Source organism: Alsobacter sp. R-9 (assembly GCF_054612375.1).
This window is the reverse complement of record NZ_JBTSWJ010000006.1, coordinates 281,806-298,858: the sequence shown is the minus strand read 5'-3', so window position 1 is coordinate 298,858 and position 17,053 is coordinate 281,806. Positions and strand designations below refer to the sequence as shown.

Genomic DNA, 17,053 nt, shown 5'->3' with positions numbered 1-17,053 from the left:
GGTGGCGGTGGTGATGACCTGTGCCCCCTCGACGGCCTCGAAGGCGCTGCGGCAGATCGTCGAGGCGAGGCCGTGTCGCGCGAGGTTCCGGGCGCAGGTGGCGCTCGCCTGCGGGTCGATGTCGTAGAGGCGCACGTGGTCGATGCCGAGCAGGGTGCGGAAGGCCAGCGCCTGGAAGCCCGCCTGCGCGCCGTTGCCGATGACCGCCATGGTCCGCGCCCCCGCGGGCGCCAGCCGGCGCGCCGCCATGGCGGAGGTCGCGGCGGTGCGCAGGGCGGTGAGGATCGTCATCTCGGTGAACAGCACCGGGTAGCCGGTCGCCACGTCGGCGAGCATGCCGAAGGCCGTCACCGTCTGCAGGCCGGCCCGCATGTTCTTCGGATGGCCGTTGACGTACTTGAAGCCGTAGGTGGTGCCGTCGCTGGTCGGCATCAACTCGATCACGCCGTCGACGCTGTGCGAGGCGATGCGGGGCGTCTTGTGGAAGCTTCCCCAGCGGCGGAAGTCCTCCTCGATGAAGGCCGCGAGCTCGGCGAGCGAGCGCTCGATGCCGACCGCGTTCACCAGCCGCATCATGTTGTGCACGCTGACGAAGGGGACGACGTTCAGCTTCGCCACGGGGATGAGGGCGTTCACGTCAGTAGCTCCGGGTCGGACGATCGAGGACACGGCGGCCCATCAGGCTCGCGACGAGGTCGACGAGCAGCAGCGCGGTGCGGCCGCGCTCGTCGAGGAAGGGGTTGAGCTCGACGAGGTCGAGGCTCGTCACGAGGCCGCTGTCGTGCAGCATCTCCATGACGAGGTGGGCCTCGCGGAAGGTCATGCCGCCGGGCACCGTGGTGCCCACGCCCGGCGCGATGCCGGGGTCGAGAAAGTCGACGTCGAGGCTCACGTGCAGGAGGCCGTTGCGGCTGCGCACGAGGTCGAGGAACGGCGCCAGAAGGATGCTCAGGCCGTTCTCGTCGATGGCACGCATGTCGTGCACACGCACCGCGCCGTCGCGCAGGAAGCGGCGCTCCTCCGGGTCGACGCTGCGCAGGCCGATCATGCACACGTTCGACGGCTTCAGCGGCACGGGCAGCGGCGGGAAGAACCCGTCGAAGCCCGGCCGGCCCATGGCGTAGGCCACCGGCACGCCGTGCAGGTTGCCGCTCGTCGTCGACTGCAGCGTGTGCAGGTCGGGGTGGCTGTCGAGCCACAGCACGAAGAGCTCGCGCCCCTCGGCCGCGGCGCGGCGGCCGAGGCCGGCCATGGTGCCGGCGGAGAGGCTGTGGTCGCCGCCGAGGAAGATCGGCATCCCGGCCCCGCTCGCCTCGAAGGCGACGTCGGCGAGGAGCTTCGTCCACGCGGCGATCTCGCCGAGATGCAGGATGACCGGGTTGGGGTGGGAGACCGGCGAGAAGGCGGGCGGGGCAAGATTCCCGCGATCGTCGACCCGGTAGCCGAGGTCGGCGAGGGCCTGGCCGATGCCGGCGGCGCGGAATGCGCTCGGGCCCATGTCGCAGCCGAGGCGTCCGGTGCCCGACTGCACGGGCGCCCCGATCAGCACGCAGGTCTTGTCCATCCGGGGCTCCCTCCCGCCGGGCCGGCCGGGACTTCGGCCGCCACGGCCAACAGTGTAGCCGTCTTCGCCGGCGGTCTGAACGGAGCAAGCTGTCGAAAAGCGCGGTCTTTCTTGCCAATCCGGAGGGCCCGACTGTACAAACTGGTACCATGGACGATCTCGACGGCCGGCTGATCTCGATCCTGCGCCACGACGGGCGGCGCAGCCTCTCGGCCATGGCGGCGGAGCTCGGCGTGAGCCGGGCGACGGTGCGGGCGCGGCTGGAGCGGCTGGAGGCGACCGGCGAGATCATCGGCTACACCGTCGTGCTGCGGGCCGACGCCGTGGCGCAGCCTGTGCGCGGCCTCACCATGATCGAGGTCGAGGGGCGGATGAAGGACCGGGTGATCGACGCGCTCGCCGGCTTCGCCGAAATCGGCGCCGTGCACACCACCAATGGCCGCTGGGACCTCGTGGTGGAACTCTCCGCGCAGAGCCTGACGGACCTCGACGCGGTGCTGAGCCGGCTGCGTCTCGTGCCGGGGATCACCGGGTCGGAGACGACGCTGCTGCTGGCGACGCCACGCAGCACCCGCGCACGGCTCTGAGGCCGCGTTGGCCCCTGCGTCAGGTGCGGTGGGCGAGGAGGTCGCGGGCGATCGCCGCCCACTCGTCGGCGAGCGGACCCGAGGCGACGGCGCGGCCGGCGCGGCGGTACCAGTAGCCGGCATTGCCGAGGTCGCCCTCCTTGCGGTGGAGGTAGGCGTGCACCCAGGAACCGTCGGGCGTCTCGTCGTCCTGCACGCAGCGGTGGGCGCCATCCCAGTCCCCCCGCGCGTCGTGCCACAGGCCGAGGAGGGCCGGCGTCAGGTCGGCGGGCGGGATCGGCTGCGACAGGCTGTCCGCGAAGCCCTCGAGCGTCATGTCGGTCTCCCGTGTCAGGCGGCGACCGGCGTCCCCGCGGTTGCCTTGCGGACCTCTGGGGCCACGCGGGTCGCCAGCAGCTCGATGGCGCGGCAGAGGTCGGCGTGGTCGAGAACGCCGATCGCCATCTGGATCAGGATGCGGTCGAAGCGGAAGATCTCGTGGCAGGCGAGGATCTTGTCGGTCACCTCGGCCGGGCTGCCGACGAAGAGGGCGCCCGAGGGGCTGCGCGCGGCGTCGAACTGCGCCCGGCCGCCCGGCGCCCAGCCGCGCTCGCGGCCGATGCGGTTCATCACCTCGGCCTGCGCGGGATAGAAGACGTCCGCCGCCTGCTGGCTCGTGGCGCCGACGAAGCCGTGGACGTTGAGGGATGTGCGCAGCCGCTGCGGCGCGTGGCCGGCCTGCGCGGCAGCCCTGCGGTAGAGGTCGAAGAGGGGGGCGAAGCGGGCGGGCTCGCCGCCGATGATGGCCAAGGCCAGCGGCAGGCCGAGCGCGCCCGCGCGCACCACGGACTGCGGGGTGCCGCCGACCGCGATCCAGACGGGCAGGGGGTCCTGCACGGGGCGCGGATAGACGCCGCGGTCGGGCACGGCGGGCGTGTGGCGGCTGCCCGGCCAGCTGAGCCGCTCCTCCGCGCGGATCGCCAGCAGCATCTGCAGCTTCTCCGAGAAGAGCGTGTCGTAGTCGTCGAGGTCGTGGCCGAACAGCGGGAACGACTCGATGAAGGAGCCGCGCCCCGCCATGATCTCGGCGCGGCCGCCGCTGAGGTTGTCGACCGTCGAGAACTGCTGGAACACGCGGATCGGATCGTCCGAGCTCAGCACCGTGACGGCGCTCGTCAGGCGGATGCGCGAGGTCCGCACCGCGGCCGCGCCCAGCACGACGGCGGGCGCCGACACGGCGTAGTCCGGACGGTGGTGCTCGCCGAGCCCGAAGACGTCGAGGCCCGAGGCGTCGGCGAGCGCGATCTCGTCGACGAGGTTCGCGAGCCGCAGCTGCGGCGTCACGGCGTTCCCGGACTTCGGATCGAGGCCGACGTCACCGAAGGTGTAGAGACCGATCTCGACCGCCATGCCCGTGCTCCCGTCCTGCGCCGCAGGCCGACACCGTGGTCCGCGGCGGCGCCGAACGCAACGTGCCCGGCGCAAGCCGGGGCTTGCCCGTCCGCAAAGCGCCGCCGGGCACCGCGCATCAGCCGTCGACGAGGACCTCGAAGCCGCCGTAGATGACCCGCTTGCCGTCGAAGGGCATGGGGTTCGTCTCGGGCGACATGCGCGGGTCCTTCATCATCCGCGCCATGCCGTCATCGCGGGTCCGCTTGTCGGGCCACAGGACCCAGGAGAACACCACCGTCTCGTCGCCGTTGCGCTTCACGGCCATCGGGAACGAGGTGAGCTTGCCCTCGGGCACGTCGTCGCCCCAGCACTCGACCACGCTGAGCGCTCCGTATTCCCGGATGACGCCCGCCGCCTTCTCGCAGTGGGCCCGGTAGTCTTCCTTGCGTGCCGTCGGAACGGCGGCGACGAAACCGTCGACATAGGCCATGCCGTCTCTCCCATCATGCCTGCGATGTCAGAGCGAACGCGCAGTGGCCTCCAGTTGTTCGGCGGCCTTCCCCCACCCCTCGTGAAACCCCATGGCGAGGTGCCCGTCCCGGTCCTCCAGCGTCCAGTGTCGCACGAGCGCGTGGTACAAGGTCCGGCCGTCGCCCGTGTCCTCCAGCGTGATGATCCCGACCATGAAGGGCTTCCCCGACGGGGCCCACGCCTCGCTGAAGGCATCCGTGAAGACGAGCTTCCGCTCCGGCACCACCTCCAGGTAGACGCCCGTATGCGGCGCCTCGGTCCCGTCGGGGCCACGCATCACGACCCGGTTGGTGCCGCCGGGGCGCAGGTCGACCTCGGCATGGATGGTCTGCCACGGTGCCGGCGTGAACCAGCGCTTCATCAGCTCGGGCTCGGTCCAGCAGCGCCAGACGGCGGCGCGCGGTGCGTCGATGACGCGGGAGAACACGAGGTCGCGGTCGTCGCCGGCGGAGGGTGCGGTCGACATCGGCAGTCTCCTGTGGGTCGTGGCATCGAGGGGACCCGGACGGTCGAGCGTCAAGTCCTTGACGGGGGGCCGGGTTCCACCGGCGGGATCATCGTCGCCTCGCCACCGTCGCGCCAGTCGGTTTATCGTGCCGCCGTCGACAGCGAGGAGGTGGCCATGCGGATCGAACCGTTCGGCGTCGAGATCTGGATGAACGCCTACGAGACGCGCTGCGAGCTCAACCTCGCGGAGACCTGCGTCGAGAGCCTCACCATCGGGGCGCTGCTGGCGCTCGCGGGCCGCAACCACGACGACCTGTCCGAGCTCCTCGCCCTGAAGATGACCTATGGTGCCATCGAAGGGTCGGACCGGCTGCGTGACGCCATCGCCGCCCTCTACGAGCGCCAGCACCGCCATTCCGTCATCGTGGCGCACGGCACGGCCGGCGCCAACGCGCTCGTCCACCAGGCGCTGGTGTCGGCCGGGGACCGCGTGGTCGCCGCCGTGCCGACGTACCAGCAGCACGTCTCGATCCCCGAGAGCCTCGGCGCCGACATGCGGCTCCTGCGGCTGCGAGAGGAGAACGGCTTCATGCCCGATCTCGACGAGTTGCGGGCGCTGGCGACGCCCGGCACGCGCCTGATCGCCTTCACCAACCCCAACAATCCCACGGGGGCTCTGATGGACCGGCCGATGCTGGAGGCGATCGCCGCCATCGCCCGCGATGCCGGAGCCTACGTGCTCGCCGACGAGGTCTACCGCGGCACGGACCAGGAGGGCGGCGGGATGACGGCGTCCATGGCCGACCTCTACGAGAAGGGGATCAGCACGGCGGGCATGTCGAAGGCGTTCTCGCTCGCCGGGCTCCGGCTCGGCTGGGTCGCGGGGCCGCGCGAGGTGCTGGAGGCGGTGTCGATCCACCGCGACTACAACACCATCTCGGTCGGCATGCTCGACGACCACTTCGCCACGCTAGCGCTGGAGAACCGCGATGCGGTGCTCGCCCGCAGCCGGGCGATCACGCGCGGCAACCTGGCGCTTCTGTCGGAATGGGTGGAGGGCGAACCGCTCGTCTCCTGGGTCAGGCCCCGGTCGGGCACGACGGCGCTGCTGCGGCTTCACGTCGACATGCCGTCGCGCGACTTCTGCGTGGCGCTGCTGGAGGAAACGGGCGTGATGCTGACCCCGGGTTCGGCCATGGGCATGGAGGGGACCGTACGCATCGGCTACGCCAACGCGCCGGAGATCATCGCGGCCGGGCTGGAACGGATGTCGGCCTTCCTCAGGCGGTTCGAACGGGCCCCGGTTCGACGGGTCGAGGAGGTCGCGCCGTGACGGCGTTCAAGGCGATCCTCGCACGCGCCGAGGCGCGCAAGGGCGGCGCGAAGGCGCTGCGGGCGCTGCTGCCGAAGGCGCCGTCGCGTGACGCGGTGGCGGCGCTCGCCGACGACCGCGTGCTGGCGGAGATGGCACGCCGCGTGTTCTGCAGCGGCTTCGCGTGGAGCGTCATCGACGCGAAGTGGCCGGGCTTCGAGGAGGCGTTCCTCGGCTTCTCGCCCTCGGCGCTCGCGTTCCAGCCCGACGAGTTCTGGGACGACCTCATGCGGGACCGGCGGATCGTGCGCAACGGCGCGAAGATCCTCTCCGTCCGCGAGAACGCCGGTTTCGTCTCCGCGGTGGCGCGCGAGCACGGCAGCTTCGGCCGCTTCCTCGCGGCTTGGCCGGCCGACGACGAGGTGGGGCTGCTGCAGGTGCTGGCGAAGAAGGGCAGCCGGCTCGGAGGCAACACCGGACAGATGCTGCTGCGTTTCCTCGGCTGGGACGGTTTCGTCCTCTCGCGCGACGTCGTCGCCTGCCTGCGGGACGCCGGGCTCGACATCGCCGAGCAGCCGACATCGCGCGGGGACTTCGCGAAGGTCCAGGCACAGTTCAACGCGTGGGCGAAGGAGACCGGACTGCCCTACGTCCACCTGTCGCGCATCTGCGCCCTGTCGGTGGGCGAAAACAGGGCGGCAGAGGCGCTTCTGGCGCGGCCGGACGGGGAGGCTTGAGCGGGGCCGCTCAAGCGTTTGTGTGCTGACGAAGCCGGGCGCGGGCGACGGCAGCGCTTGCCGCGGCGCGTCTACCTGCGGCAGTCTGGCCGTGCAACAGTCGGGGCACCGCCATGGCAATGAGGCAGTGGCTTGCGGGCCTGGTCGGCCTGGCCCTCGCAGCCGGGTGGACCCCCGGTGCCCGCGCGGAGACGGAGGTGGACCTCGCCCTCGTGCTGGCCGTCGACGTGTCCCGCTCGATGGATCTCGAGGAGCAGCGGCTGCAGCGGGAGGGCTATGTCGAGGCGTTCCGCTCCGAGGTCGTCCACAACGCCATCCGCAACGGGATGATCGGCAAGATCGCCGTCGTCTACATGGAGTGGTCGGGGCCGGGGCAGCAGACGGTCGTGATCCCGTGGACGCTGATCGACGGGCAGCAGGGCGCGATGGACTTCGCCGGGCGGCTCGAGAAGGCGCAGATCGGGCGGATCTTCTCCACCTCGATCTCCGGGGCGATCGACTTCGGCGTGGAGCTTCTGGAAAAGAGTGGCGTCAACGCGCTGCGCAGCGTCATCGACGTGTCGGGCGACGGGCCCAACAACACGGGCCGGACCGTGACGCAGGCGCGGGACGAGGCCATCGGCAAGGGCGTCGTCATCAACGGCCTGCCGTTCATGGTGAAGCAGCCGACCGGCTTCGGCGACGTCGAGAACCTCGACCACTACTACGAGGATTGCGTCATCGGCGGGCCCGGCGCGTTCTCGATCCCGATCCGCGACCGGCAGCAGATCAGCGAGGCCACCCGGACCAAGATCGTGCGCGAGATCGCCGACCTCGGGCCGCCGGAGCCGCTGTTCCAGAAGGCCCAGGGCCGGGCCCCGGCGAACTGCCTGATGGGCGAGCAGCAGCGGCGCCAGCAGTGGGGTCCGTGACCCTCGCCTGACCCATCCCCGAGCAGATCGACGCGCTTCGGCTTTCCGGTCGATGCACCCGCTCTGCGGACGTCGCCCTGGCGTCGCAGAGGCCTGCGGCATCCTTGGCGGGGTTTCGTTTTGACTTTCGGATCGTCGCTGTGCGAAATGGACTGCGAATGCAGGCCGTGGCCATCGCTTGCCCGAACGGCCGGCCACAGGGGACGGACGACCAACGGGGACCGCGGACGTGGGCACTCCCTTCGACATCGCCATCATCGGCGGCGGCGTGAACGGCTGCGGGATCGCCCGCGACGCGACGGGGCGCGGTGCCTCTGTCATCCTCTTCGAGCAGCGCGACCTCGCCAGCGCGACATCCTCCGCCTCCACCAAGCTCATCCACGGCGGCCTGCGCTACCTCGAGCACTACGAGTTTCGACTGGTGCGCGAGGCGCTGCAGGAGCGCGAGGTGGTGTGGGCGATGGCGCCGCACATCGTCTGGCCGCTGCGCTTCGTGCTGCCGCACCACAAGGGGCTGCGGCCCGCGTGGCTGCTGCGCCTCGGCCTGTTCCTCTACGACCACCTCGGGGGCCGGCGTCTGCTGCCCGGCACGCGCAATCTCGACCTGACGCGCGACGCGGCCGGCACGCCGCTGGCGCCCGGCTACAGCCGCGGGTTCGAGTACTCCGACTGCTGGGTGGAGGACAGCCGCCTCGTCGTGCTCAACGCCCGTGATGCCGCCGAGCGCGGGGCGGTCATCCGCACGGGTTCGCCGGTCGTCTCGGCGCGACGCGAGGGCGGGCTGTGGCACGTCACCGCGCGCACGCCGGACGGAGGCACGGAGTCGGTGACGGCGCGCGCACTGGTCAACGCCGCCGGCCCGTGGGTGGCGGAGGTGGTGTCCGGCGTCGTCGGCGCCAACGCCTCGGCGGGCGTTCGCATGGTGCAGGGGAGCCACATCGTCGTGCGGCGGCTCTACGACCACGACCGCTGCTACATCTTCCAGAACGCCGACGGCCGCATCATCTTCGCCATCCCCTACGAGGGCGACCTGACGCTGATCGGGACCACTGACAAGGACTTCCGGGGCGATCCGAAGACGGTCGCGGCCAGCGAGGAGGAGATTGCCTACCTCTGCGCGGCGGCGAGCGAGTACTTCCGCCAGCCCGTGCGGCGCGAGGACGTCGTGTGGACCTATTCCGGCGTGCGGCCCCTCTACGACGACGGGGCCAGCAAGGCGCAGGAGGCGACGCGCGACTACGTGCTCGTGCTCGATGCGCCGACGGGCGAGGCGCCGCTGCTCTCCGTCTACGGCGGCAAGATCACGACCTTCCGCCGCCTCGCCGAGGCGGCACTGGCCAAGCTCGCGCCCTCGATGCCTGTGCTGGACAAACCATCGTGGACGGGCACGGCCCCGCTGCCGGGTGGCGACTTCCCGGCCACCGGGTTCGACGCGCTGTTGCGCGAGCTTGCGGCGGCCCATCCGTGGGCCGACGGAGGGCTCCTGCGCCGGCTCGCGCGCGCCTACGGCACAGACGCGAGGCGCATCCTGGAGGGAGCCCGCGGCATGGACGACCTCGGTCGCCTCTTCGGCTGGAACCTCACCGAGCGCGAGGTCCGCTGGCTGATGGAGCACGAGTTCGCCCGCAGCGCCGACGACGTTCTCTGGCGCCGCTCGAAGCTCGGCCTGCGACTGTCTCCGGACCAGCGCGAGACGCTGGAGGCCTTCATGGCGTCGACCCTGCAGCGCGCCGACGTGCCCTCGCAGGGGGCGGCCTGAGCCGGCCTCCGGGTTTCTCCGGAGGTCGCAGCAAGCGTCGCCTTAAGCACTTCGATACGCCGACGTCGTAAATCCCGTCACACGACTGTGAAAATGACGGGGTGAGGCCATGAACCGGCTCAATCTGCGAGCGATGCTCTTCGGCGCGTTCGGGCTCCTGACCCTCATGATCGTGGGGCAGGGCGCCGTCTCGCTGGTCGGTTCCGTGGCGATCAGCCGCCAGCAGGAGGCGGTGGCCAAGGATCTCCTGCCGTCCGTCGTGAAGCTCGGCGAACTCAACTACGACATGATGCTGTACCGCCTGCGCGTCGCGCGGTTCGTCGCGGCGCTCACGCCGGAGGCGCAGAAGGAGGCGCTCGTCGCCGTCTCGGAGGCAAAGGCCCGGTTCGACGCAAACGCGGCGGCCTTCGAGACGCTGCTCTCGCACCAGGAGGACCGGAACCACTGGGAGACGTTCCGGCAGGCCTGGGCCGACTATCTCGCCATGGAGAAGAAGGCGATCGACGCGGCGCTCGGCGAGGAACTCGACCTGGCCTCGGAGACCCTCAACGTCAAGGCCGTCCCGCTGGCGCGCAAGGCGCAGACGCTGCTTGCCGAGACGGTGGACCTTCACAATCGCGCGGCCCAGGCCGAGGTCGCGGCGAGCCTCGCGGCGGCGCAGCGCAGCGTGGTCCTCAACGCGATCGCCATGGTGCTGGGGCTGGTGCTGTGCGCCGCGATGATCTTCGCCGTGCGCTCGCGCCTCATCCGACCCATCGCGGACCTGACCGAGACGATGAAGGCGCTGGCCGGCGGGAGGCTCGGCGAGGCCGTTCCCTACGTCGGCCGGGCGGACGAGATCGGCCACATGGCGGACGCCGTGCAGGTCTTCAAGGACAGTTCGCTCCGCGTGAAGGCGCTGGAGGAGGAGGAGCGCCGCACGGCGGCCGAAAGGCTGCGCCGGAGCGAGGCGATGGTCGTGGTCGTCGGCGAGGTGGGCGAGGTCGTTCGACGCGCCGCCGAGGGCGACTTCTCGGCCCGCCTGCGCAACACCTCGGATGACCCCGACATGCGGCGCCTCGTGGACGGCATCAACGCCATCAACACGGTCGTCGACGAGGCGACGGGCGAGTTCGCGCGGGTCCTCGGCCTGGTGGCGGAAGGCGACCTCACGGAAACGATCCGCGGCCAGTATCGCGGCCGCTTCGCGACCCTGCAGACGGCGCTCAACGATACGGTTGGACGCCTCGCGGAAACCGTCGCGACGATCCAGCACACGGCCGGCGACGTCGCCTCGGCCGCCCGCGAGATCAACGCGGGCGCCGACGACCTGTCCCGCCGCACCGAGGAGCAGGCCTCCTCGCTGGAGCAGACGGCCGCCACGACGGAAGAACTCGCCGCATCGGTGAAGGCCTCCGCTCAGTCGTCCCGTCAGGCCGTCGACCTTGCCGAGGAGGCGATGAAGGTCGCCGAGAACGGCGGCTCGATCGTGACGCAGGCCGTCGAGGCGATGACCCGCATCGAGCAGGCGAGCCAGAAGATCTCCGACATCACGTCCGTCATCGACGACATCGCCTTCCAGACGAACCTGCTCGCCCTCAACGCGGCTGTGGAAGCGGCGCGTGCGGGTGAGGCGGGGAAGGGCTTCGCCGTGGTGGCATCCGAGGTGCGCACGCTGGCGCAGCGCTCGTCCGATGCCGCCAAGGACATCACGGCCCTGATCAACTCGTCGACCACGGAAGTGTCGCAGGGCGTGAAGCTCGTGCGCTCGGCCGGCGACGCCCTGGGCAAGATCGTCCAGGCCTCGCAGAAGGTGGCCGGGACGGTGAGCGAGATCTCGGCGGCGACGAGCGAGCAGGCCAACGGCATCGACGAGATGAGCCAGGCCGTGGCGCACATGGACGAGATGACCCAGCAGAACGCGGCGCTCGCCGAGGAGAGCGCGGCTTCCGCCGGCTCGCTCTCGAGCCAGATCCAGCGTCTCAACGACCTCGTGGCGACGTTCCGCATCCTGGACACGCGGAGGCGCGGCAGCGCGCCCGGTCGGAAGGCCGCCTGACGACGGCCGGGCCACCATGGTTGACGGGAGCTGAATCCGGTCCCCGCCACGTCGTGTGTGCTGGCGCACATCCGTTAACCGTGGCCCGGTGCATCCTCTCACCATCGACCGATGGGAGGTCACCATGGACGAGTTCAAGCAGATCCGCCGCCAGAAGCATACCCGGATGGCCATCGCTTTCGCCGTGTGCACCTATGCCACCCTGTGCATCGCCACCGCGATGGCGCAGCTGGTGAACACCTGAGAAAGCCGCCGGCGCACGATCGCCCTCGCATCGGGGCGCCGGCGCGAAGAGACGGGTCCGGGTGCCCGCATTGACAAGCCCGAGGCGTCGGTTTCCGGTGCGGACCTGCCCCACCGAGTCGACCGATGGCCATCGAACAGGTTCGTTCCTTCCTTGCCGCGCGGGCGCCCGACGTCCGCATCATTGAACTGCCGCAGAGCACGGCCACCGTTGCCGAGGCCGCCGCCGGCCACGGCGTGGCACCGGGCCAGATCGCCAAGACATTGTCCCTGCGGGTCGGCGACCGCGCCTTCCTCGTCGTGACCCGCGGCGATGTCCGGCTCGACAACCGGAAGATCAAGGACACGTTCGGCGGCAAGGCCACGATGCTGCCCGCCGAGGAGGTCGTGCGGCTGACGGGGCATCCCGTGGGCGGCGTCTGCCCGTTCGGGCTCGCCACGGACCTCCCCGTCTATTGCGACGTCTCCCTGCAGTCCTTCGACGAGGTGCTGCCCGCAGCCGGCTCGGTCAACGGCGCCCTGCGGATCGCACCGCGGCGGATGGCGGAGCTCGTCGGCGCGCAGTGGGTGGACGTCTGCCAGCCGCCGCAGCCCTGACCGACTGCACGGCCCGGCGCGGCCGGGTAGCCAAGGCTGCCGGAGCATGCCACCGTTCCCCGCAGGGGGACCGAGATCCCGCCGGTGGGGAGGACGGACATGCGCGTTGCGTGGGTGATGAAGCTCAAGCCGGGCTGCGAGGAGGCCTACAAGAAGAAGCACGACGAGATATGGCCCGAGATGCTGGAGCTCCTGCGGCGGCGCGGCATCCGCAACTACTCGATCTACCGCTACGGCCTGCTGCTCTTCGCCTACCACGAGCGCGACATCGACGCGCCGGACCCCGTGCCGGGGGAACGCGATCCCGTCCTGCACCGATGGTGGACGATGATGGCCGAGTACATGGAGACCAATCCCGACCTCTCGCCGGTGATGGAGCCGGTCGACCTCGTGTTCCGCATGGACTGAGGCGCTGCCATGGATCCGTTCGCGCTCCGCCCGCTCGGCCGCAGCGGCGTCTCGCTCCCCGCCCTCGGCATGGGGGGCGCTTCGCTAGGCAACCTGTTCCTCGACATCCCGGACGTGCAGGCTGCCGACACGCTCGACGCGGCGTGGGAGGCGGGCATCCGCTTCTACGACACTTCGCCCTGGTACGGGCACGGCCTCAGCGAGATGCGCTTCGGGCGGGGCCTCTACCGGCGGCCGCGCGAGGAAGTGATCCTCTCCACCAAGGTGGGGCGCGTGTTCAAGGCGCCGGCCGACCCTGCCGCCTTCGCGAGGTCGCCACGCAAGTGGCCGCGGGGCCTGCACTTCGTGCCGCACCACGACTACACCTACGACGGCATCATGCGCTCCTACGAGGACAGCCTGATGCGGCTCGGGATGAACCGGATCGACGTCCTCGTTATCCATGACCTCGACATTGAGAACCTCGGCACGAAGGCTCTGGTCGACGCCCATCTCGTCCAGCTGGCGACGAGCGGCTGGCGCGCGCTCGCGGAGCTGAAGGCCGCGGGGCTGGTGAAGGCGGTGGGGGCCGGCGTCAACGGGCTGGGGACCATCCCCCGCTTCGTCGAGCTGATGCCGCTCGACTTCTTCCTCGTCGCCATACCCTACACGCTGGCGCAGCAGCCGGCCCTCGACGCGGAGTTCCCGCTGTGCGAGCGGCACGGGATCGGCGTGGTCATCGGCACCGTCTACGCCTCGGGCATCCTGGCGACGGGGCCGGTGCCGGGCGCGAAGTTCAACTACCGGGACCCGGCCGAGGCCGAGGTGGCGCGCATCCGCCGGATGCAGGAGGTCTGCGCCTCGTTCGACGTGCCGCTCGCCGCCGCGGCGCTGCAGTTCCCGCTGCACCACCCGATCGTCGCGTCCGTCATCCCCGGCGCCTTCGCGCCCGAGCACGTGCGGCAGACCGTCGAGACCATGCGCCACCCGGTGCCGGATGCGCTCTGGGCCGCGCTGAAGCGGGAGGGGCTGCTGCGGGAGGATGCACCGACGCCGTGAGGGCGTTCAGTCCGGCGCAGCGTCTCTCCCGGTCGTCTCGATCTCGTCGAGCACCGCGTCGGGGGCGACATCGCGCTCGATCTCCCGGATCTCGCGGTCGACATGCGTCTCGACCTCGAGCCGCGCCGCGATGGCGGAGACCAGCGTCACCAGCCGGGTCACCTCGTGCTCGGAGAGCAGGCTGATCTGCAGGTCGAGGTCCGCCCGCTTGTCGGCGGCAGCGGCCATGCGGTTCTGCGTGATCATGACGAAGGTCGACAGGAAGATCGCCTCGACCGACGCCACCATGGCGAGAACGACGAAGGACGGGTCCCAGCGCGGGATCACCGGGATCCAGCCGAGGTTCACGACGATCCACAGGCCGAACACCGCGAGGTGCAGGTAGACGAAGGGCATGCTGCCGGTGAAGCGGGTGATGGCGGCGGCGAGCCGCTCCTGCGCTGTCGCCTGTGCCTCCTCCCGCAGCCGCCGCTCCTCCAGCGCGCGGATGTTGCGCGCCAGCACGGAGGACAGCGCCCGGTTCCCGTCTTGCCCGTCGTCCGAGTGCTTCGCCATGGGCCGGTAACACCGCAGCCGGGGCGGCGGTTCATGGGGCGGGCCGGCGTCTTCCCTGCGCGTTCCTGCATGGGCGTCCTTGCCGAAACGCCGATTTAAGCCGGAGCGCGTTGTCGCTACATGGCATGAGGGCGCCTTGGGCGCCCCGTCTCGAACCCGCCGGAGGGCTCCCATGAGCACGGCCCACGCCACCCGCCCCAGCGCGGTCCCCGCCGATTTCGGTTCCCCCGTCCTCGCCGCCGCGCCCCACCGCATCGGCGCGGTGACGCTCGTCGTGCGTGACCTCGACCGTCTCGTCCGCTTCTACGAGGAGGTCGTCGGGCTGCGCGTGCGCAGCAAGGGGAATGGCGAGGCGCACCTCGGGACGGCCGCGGCGACGCTGCTGGTGCTGCGGCACGACCCCGCCGCCCGCGTCCGCTCGCCGCGCGACGCCGGGCTCTTCCACACGGCGTTCCTCCTGCCCAGCCGCGCGGACCTCGGCGCGTGGATCGCGCAGGCGTCGCAGCACCGCTTCCCGATCCAGGGGGCGTCGGACCACGGCGTCTCGGAGGCGCTCTATCTCGGCGACCCGGAGGGCAACGGCATCGAGATCTACATCGACAAGCCGCGCGCCCAGTGGCCGATGCAGGGCGACGTACTGGCGATGACAACCGACCCGCTCGACGTGCAGGCGGTCTACGAGGCCGGCGCCGGGCGTCGGTGGTCGGGCTTCCCCGAAGGGGGCATCGTCGGGCACATGCACCTGCAGGTGGGAGCGCTGAACCCGGCGGACGACTTCTACGGCTCGCTCATCGGCTTCGACATCATGTGCCGCTATCCCGGCGCGTCGTTCTTCGGCTCGGGCGGCTACCACCACCAGCTGGCGACCAACATCTGGAACAGCCGCGGCGCGCCGAAGCGCGAGCCGGGCGGAACGGGGCTCGCTTCGTTCGAGATCGTCTGCTCCGACGCGGGCGTGGTCGTAGCGGCCGCCTCACGGCTGCAGGCCGCCGGCATCCCGGTCACGGCGGCTGACGGGCGGATCGAGACCGCGGACCCGTGGGGCACCGCGGTCGTGCTGACGACGGCGGCCTGACCGCCGGAGAACGGACCATGCTCGTCGACGGGAAGTGGACCGACGCCTGGCAACCCGTGCAGGCCAAGGACGAGAAGGGCGGCTTCGTGCGCCAGGTCTCGTCCTTCCGATCGTGGGTCACGCCGGACGGCACGCCGGGGCCAACGGGGGAGGGCGGATTCGCCGCCGAGGCCGGCCGGTACCACCTCTACGTCGCGCTGATCTGCCCATGGGCGTCGCGCACGCTCATCGCTCGGGCGCTGAAGGGGCTCGACGGGGCGGTCTCCGTCAGCGTCGTCGCGCCGGAGTTGACGGACCAGGGCTGGCGGTTTCCCGAGGGGGGCGATGCGGTCAACGGCGCGACCTACGTGCACCAGCTCTACACGCAGGCTGCGCCCACCTTCACCGGGCGGGCGACCGTGCCCGTGCTGTGGGACCGGCATCGCGGGACGATCGTCAACAACGAGTCCGCCGACATCGTCCGGATGCTCAACGACGGGTTCGGCGCCCTCGCCGATCCGTCCGTCGATCTCTATCCTGCCGACCTGCGGCCGCAGATCGACGCGCTGAACGAACGAATCTATCCCGCGCTCAACAACGGCGTGTACCGCACCGGCTTCGCGACGACACAGGCGGCCTACGAGGAGGCGTTCGCCGAGGTGTTCGCGGCGCTCGACGAGATGGAGGAGCGGCTCTCGGGCCGCCGCTTCCTTTTCGGCGACCGGCTGACCGAGACGGACATCCGCCTGTTCGTGACGCTGGTGCGCTTCGACGCGGCCTATCACAGCCTGTTCAAGTGCAACCTGCGCCGTGTCGCCGACTACCCCGCACTGAGCCGCTTCATCGAGACGATGCTGGCGGTGCCCGGCGTGCGCGAGACGGTGTCGATCGACCACATCAAGCGCGGCTACTACTCCATCCGCAGCCTCAACCCGACCGGCATCGTGCCCGTGGGGCCGCTTCTCCCGTTCGCGGGGCTGCTCTGAGGCCTCAGGCCGGCATGCGCAGGCCGAGCAGCGCGCGGGCCTCGCGCCACGTGGCGACGGGCCGCCCGTAGCGCCCGCACAGGTCCGCGGCGCGCTTCACCAGCGCGGCGTTGGAGGGTGCGAGCGTGTGGCGGTCGAGCCGAACGTTGTCCTCGAGCCCGGCGCGGGTGTGGCCGCCGGCGGCGATCGACCACTCGTTGACCTGGAGCTGCGCGGCGCCGATGCCGGCGGCGCACCACAGCGCGTCCGGCGCGAGGCGCTTCAGCGTCTCGATGTAGAAGTCGAAGATCGGCTTGTCGGCCGGCATGGCGTTCTTCACGCCCATGACGAACTGCACGTAGAGCGGCCCCTTGAGCCGACCGTCGGCCGCCATCCGCGCCGCCTGCACGATGTGGCTGAGGTCGAAGGCCTCGATCTCCGGCTTCACGTCGTAAGTCAGCATCTCGCCCGCGAGCCAGTCGACGAGGTCCGGCGGGTTCTCGTAGACGCGGGTGGGGAAGTTGTTCGACCCGACCGAGAGCGACGCCATGTCCGGGCGCAGCGGCAGCATGCCGCCGCGGGCCTTGCCCGCACCGGAGCGCCCGCCGGTCGACAGCTGCACGATCATGCCGGGGCAATGCTTCTCGATGCCCTCCTTGAGGCGGGCGAACCGCTCCGGGTCCGAGGTGGGCTTCCCCTCGTCGTCGCGCACGTGGCAGTGGGCGATGCTGGCGCCGGCCTCGAAGGCCTCGTGGGTGCTCTCCACCTGCTCGGCGACGGTGATCGGCACGGCGGGGTTGTCGGCCTTCGTCGGGACCGACCCGGTGATGGCGACGCAGATGATGCAGGGGTTGGTGTTCTCGGCCATGGATCCCGGCGACTCCCGATGCGGACATTTCCGATAGCGCAGCTTGCCGCCGCGCCCAAGAGCTTCGC

19 protein-coding genes are annotated in these 17,053 nt (G+C 70.9%); 11 read left to right on the top strand and 8 right to left on the bottom strand.

Features of this window, described 5'->3' with window-relative positions; all coding sequences use genetic code 11:
- Together ACX9GQ_RS12445 and rocF are read right to left on the bottom strand one after the other, a co-directional pair.
- A partial coding sequence (locus tag ACX9GQ_RS12445; protein ID WP_459629864.1) for a Rossmann-fold NAD(P)-binding domain-containing protein occupies positions 1–636 on the bottom strand: 636 nt, incomplete at its 3' end.
- A gap of 1 nt (position 637) precedes the next feature.
- Entirely contained in the window at positions 638–1,564 is a 927-nt protein-coding gene (gene rocF / locus ACX9GQ_RS12440; RefSeq protein ID WP_459629863.1) for an arginase, read from the bottom strand.
- Between the two features lie 149 nt (positions 1,565–1,713).
- Between rocF and ACX9GQ_RS12435 the strand changes: the two genes are divergently transcribed.
- Positions 1,714–2,151, top strand: a complete 438-nt coding sequence (locus ACX9GQ_RS12435) for an Lrp/AsnC family transcriptional regulator (protein WP_459629862.1) — start codon at positions 1,714–1,716, stop codon at positions 2,149–2,151.
- A 19-nt stretch (positions 2,152–2,170) separates the two neighbouring features.
- Here ACX9GQ_RS12435 and ACX9GQ_RS12430 read toward each other — a convergent pair whose 3' ends face one another.
- From ACX9GQ_RS12430 to ACX9GQ_RS12415, 4 genes are all read right to left on the bottom strand, one after another.
- Positions 2,171–2,467, bottom strand: a complete 297-nt coding sequence (locus tag ACX9GQ_RS12430; RefSeq protein WP_459629861.1) for a hypothetical protein — start codon at positions 2,465–2,467, stop codon at positions 2,171–2,173.
- 14 nt (positions 2,468–2,481) lie between these two features.
- Positions 2,482–3,540 carry an LLM class flavin-dependent oxidoreductase gene (locus ACX9GQ_RS12425; RefSeq protein WP_459629860.1) on the bottom strand — a complete coding sequence of 353 codons (1,059 nt, stop codon included), beginning with the start codon at positions 3,538–3,540 and terminating at the stop codon, positions 2,482–2,484.
- Positions 3,541–3,658: 118 nt separating this feature from the next.
- A complete protein-coding gene (locus ACX9GQ_RS12420; protein ID WP_459629859.1) occupies positions 3,659–4,012 on the bottom strand; it encodes a DUF1428 domain-containing protein in 354 nt (117 codons plus the stop codon).
- Between the two features lie 27 nt (positions 4,013–4,039).
- Positions 4,040–4,519, bottom strand: a complete 480-nt coding sequence (locus tag ACX9GQ_RS12415) for an SRPBCC family protein (protein ID WP_459629858.1) — start codon at positions 4,517–4,519, stop codon at positions 4,040–4,042.
- 156 nt (positions 4,520–4,675) lie between these two features.
- Here ACX9GQ_RS12415 and ACX9GQ_RS12410 point away from each other — a divergent pair, with 156 nt between their 5' ends.
- The 8 genes from ACX9GQ_RS12410 to ACX9GQ_RS12375 all read left to right on the top strand — a co-directional run bounded on the left by ACX9GQ_RS12410 (position 4,676) and on the right by ACX9GQ_RS12375 (position 13,543).
- Positions 4,676–5,833, top strand: coding sequence for an aminotransferase (locus tag ACX9GQ_RS12410; protein WP_459629857.1), 1,158 nt, complete (start codon positions 4,676–4,678; stop codon positions 5,831–5,833).
- Entirely contained in the window at positions 5,830–6,549 is a 720-nt protein-coding gene (locus ACX9GQ_RS12405; protein ID WP_459629856.1) for a DNA-3-methyladenine glycosylase I, read from the top strand. Before ACX9GQ_RS12410 ends, ACX9GQ_RS12405 begins: the two co-directional genes overlap by 4 nt.
- Before the next feature lie 113 nt (positions 6,550–6,662).
- Entirely contained in the window at positions 6,663–7,460 is a 798-nt protein-coding gene (locus ACX9GQ_RS12400; protein ID WP_459629855.1) for a DUF1194 domain-containing protein, read from the top strand.
- Positions 7,461–7,689: 229 nt separating this feature from the next.
- Positions 7,690–9,219, top strand: a complete 1,530-nt coding sequence (gene glpD, locus ACX9GQ_RS12395; RefSeq protein WP_459629854.1) for a glycerol-3-phosphate dehydrogenase — start codon at positions 7,690–7,692, stop codon at positions 9,217–9,219.
- A 109-nt stretch (positions 9,220–9,328) separates the two neighbouring features.
- Positions 9,329–11,257, top strand: coding sequence for a HAMP domain-containing methyl-accepting chemotaxis protein (locus ACX9GQ_RS12390; RefSeq protein ID WP_459629853.1), 1,929 nt, complete (start codon positions 9,329–9,331; stop codon positions 11,255–11,257).
- 369 nt (positions 11,258–11,626) lie between these two features.
- Entirely contained in the window at positions 11,627–12,097 is a 471-nt protein-coding gene (locus ACX9GQ_RS12385) for a YbaK/EbsC family protein (protein ID WP_459629852.1), read from the top strand.
- Positions 12,098–12,196: 99 nt separating this feature from the next.
- A complete protein-coding gene (locus tag ACX9GQ_RS12380) occupies positions 12,197–12,505 on the top strand; it encodes an L-rhamnose mutarotase (RefSeq protein ID WP_459629851.1) in 309 nt (102 codons plus the stop codon).
- Between the two features lie 9 nt (positions 12,506–12,514).
- Positions 12,515–13,543 (top strand): aldo/keto reductase, encoded by a 1,029-nt coding sequence (locus ACX9GQ_RS12375; protein WP_459629850.1) that lies wholly within the window; start codon positions 12,515–12,517, stop codon positions 13,541–13,543.
- A 6-nt stretch (positions 13,544–13,549) separates the two neighbouring features.
- Here ACX9GQ_RS12375 and ACX9GQ_RS12370 read toward each other — a convergent pair whose 3' ends face one another.
- Complete coding sequence (locus tag ACX9GQ_RS12370) at positions 13,550–14,098, bottom strand: DUF1003 domain-containing protein (protein WP_459629849.1); 549 nt, start codon at positions 14,096–14,098, stop codon at positions 13,550–13,552.
- A gap of 172 nt (positions 14,099–14,270) precedes the next feature.
- Here ACX9GQ_RS12370 and ACX9GQ_RS12365 point away from each other — a divergent pair, with 172 nt between their 5' ends.
- On the top strand, positions 14,271–15,173 hold the full coding sequence (locus tag ACX9GQ_RS12365) for a VOC family protein (RefSeq protein ID WP_459629848.1): 903 nt from the start codon (positions 14,271–14,273) through the stop codon (positions 15,171–15,173).
- A 17-nt stretch (positions 15,174–15,190) separates the two neighbouring features.
- Positions 15,191–16,138 carry a glutathione S-transferase family protein gene (locus ACX9GQ_RS12360; RefSeq protein WP_459629847.1) on the top strand — a complete coding sequence of 316 codons (948 nt, stop codon included), beginning with the start codon at positions 15,191–15,193 and terminating at the stop codon, positions 16,136–16,138.
- A gap of 4 nt (positions 16,139–16,142) precedes the next feature.
- Here ACX9GQ_RS12360 and ACX9GQ_RS12355 read toward each other — a convergent pair whose 3' ends face one another.
- Positions 16,143–16,985: a beta-keto acid cleavage family enzyme gene (locus tag ACX9GQ_RS12355; protein ID WP_459629846.1), complete on the bottom strand. Its 843-nt coding sequence runs from the start codon at positions 16,983–16,985 to the stop codon at positions 16,143–16,145.
- Between the last annotated feature and the right edge of the window lie 68 nt (positions 16,986–17,053).

Excerpts from the sequence above, each read along its gene's own strand:
- ACX9GQ_RS12380 (WP_459629851.1), top strand. The coding sequence starts at position 12,197 with ATGCGCGTTGCGTGGGTGATGAAGCTCAAGCCGGGCTGCGAGGAGGCC.
- ACX9GQ_RS12370 (WP_459629849.1), bottom strand. The coding sequence starts at position 14,098 with ATGGCGAAGCACTCGGACGACGGGCAAGACGGGAACCGGGCGCTGTCC.
- ACX9GQ_RS12400 (WP_459629855.1), top strand. The coding sequence starts at position 6,663 with ATGGCAATGAGGCAGTGGCTTGCGGGCCTGGTCGGCCTGGCCCTCGCA.
- ACX9GQ_RS12425 (WP_459629860.1), bottom strand. The coding sequence starts at position 3,540 with ATGGCGGTCGAGATCGGTCTCTACACCTTCGGTGACGTCGGCCTCGAT.
- ACX9GQ_RS12415 (WP_459629858.1), bottom strand. The coding sequence starts at position 4,519 with ATGTCGACCGCACCCTCCGCCGGCGACGACCGCGACCTCGTGTTCTCC.
- ACX9GQ_RS12375 (WP_459629850.1), top strand. The coding sequence starts at position 12,515 with ATGGATCCGTTCGCGCTCCGCCCGCTCGGCCGCAGCGGCGTCTCGCTC.
- ACX9GQ_RS12385 (WP_459629852.1), top strand. The coding sequence starts at position 11,627 with ATGGCCATCGAACAGGTTCGTTCCTTCCTTGCCGCGCGGGCGCCCGAC.
- ACX9GQ_RS12420 (WP_459629859.1), bottom strand. The coding sequence starts at position 4,012 with ATGGCCTATGTCGACGGTTTCGTCGCCGCCGTTCCGACGGCACGCAAG.
- ACX9GQ_RS12365 (WP_459629848.1), top strand. The coding sequence starts at position 14,271 with ATGAGCACGGCCCACGCCACCCGCCCCAGCGCGGTCCCCGCCGATTTC.
- ACX9GQ_RS12355 (WP_459629846.1), bottom strand. The coding sequence starts at position 16,985 with ATGGCCGAGAACACCAACCCCTGCATCATCTGCGTCGCCATCACCGGG.
- ACX9GQ_RS12360 (WP_459629847.1), top strand. The coding sequence starts at position 15,191 with ATGCTCGTCGACGGGAAGTGGACCGACGCCTGGCAACCCGTGCAGGCC.
- ACX9GQ_RS12430 (WP_459629861.1), bottom strand. The coding sequence starts at position 2,467 with ATGACGCTCGAGGGCTTCGCGGACAGCCTGTCGCAGCCGATCCCGCCC.
- ACX9GQ_RS12435 (WP_459629862.1), top strand. The coding sequence starts at position 1,714 with ATGGACGATCTCGACGGCCGGCTGATCTCGATCCTGCGCCACGACGGG.
- ACX9GQ_RS12410 (WP_459629857.1), top strand. The coding sequence starts at position 4,676 with ATGCGGATCGAACCGTTCGGCGTCGAGATCTGGATGAACGCCTACGAG.
- rocF (WP_459629863.1), bottom strand. The coding sequence starts at position 1,564 with ATGGACAAGACCTGCGTGCTGATCGGGGCGCCCGTGCAGTCGGGCACC.
- ACX9GQ_RS12390 (WP_459629853.1), top strand. The coding sequence starts at position 9,329 with ATGAACCGGCTCAATCTGCGAGCGATGCTCTTCGGCGCGTTCGGGCTC.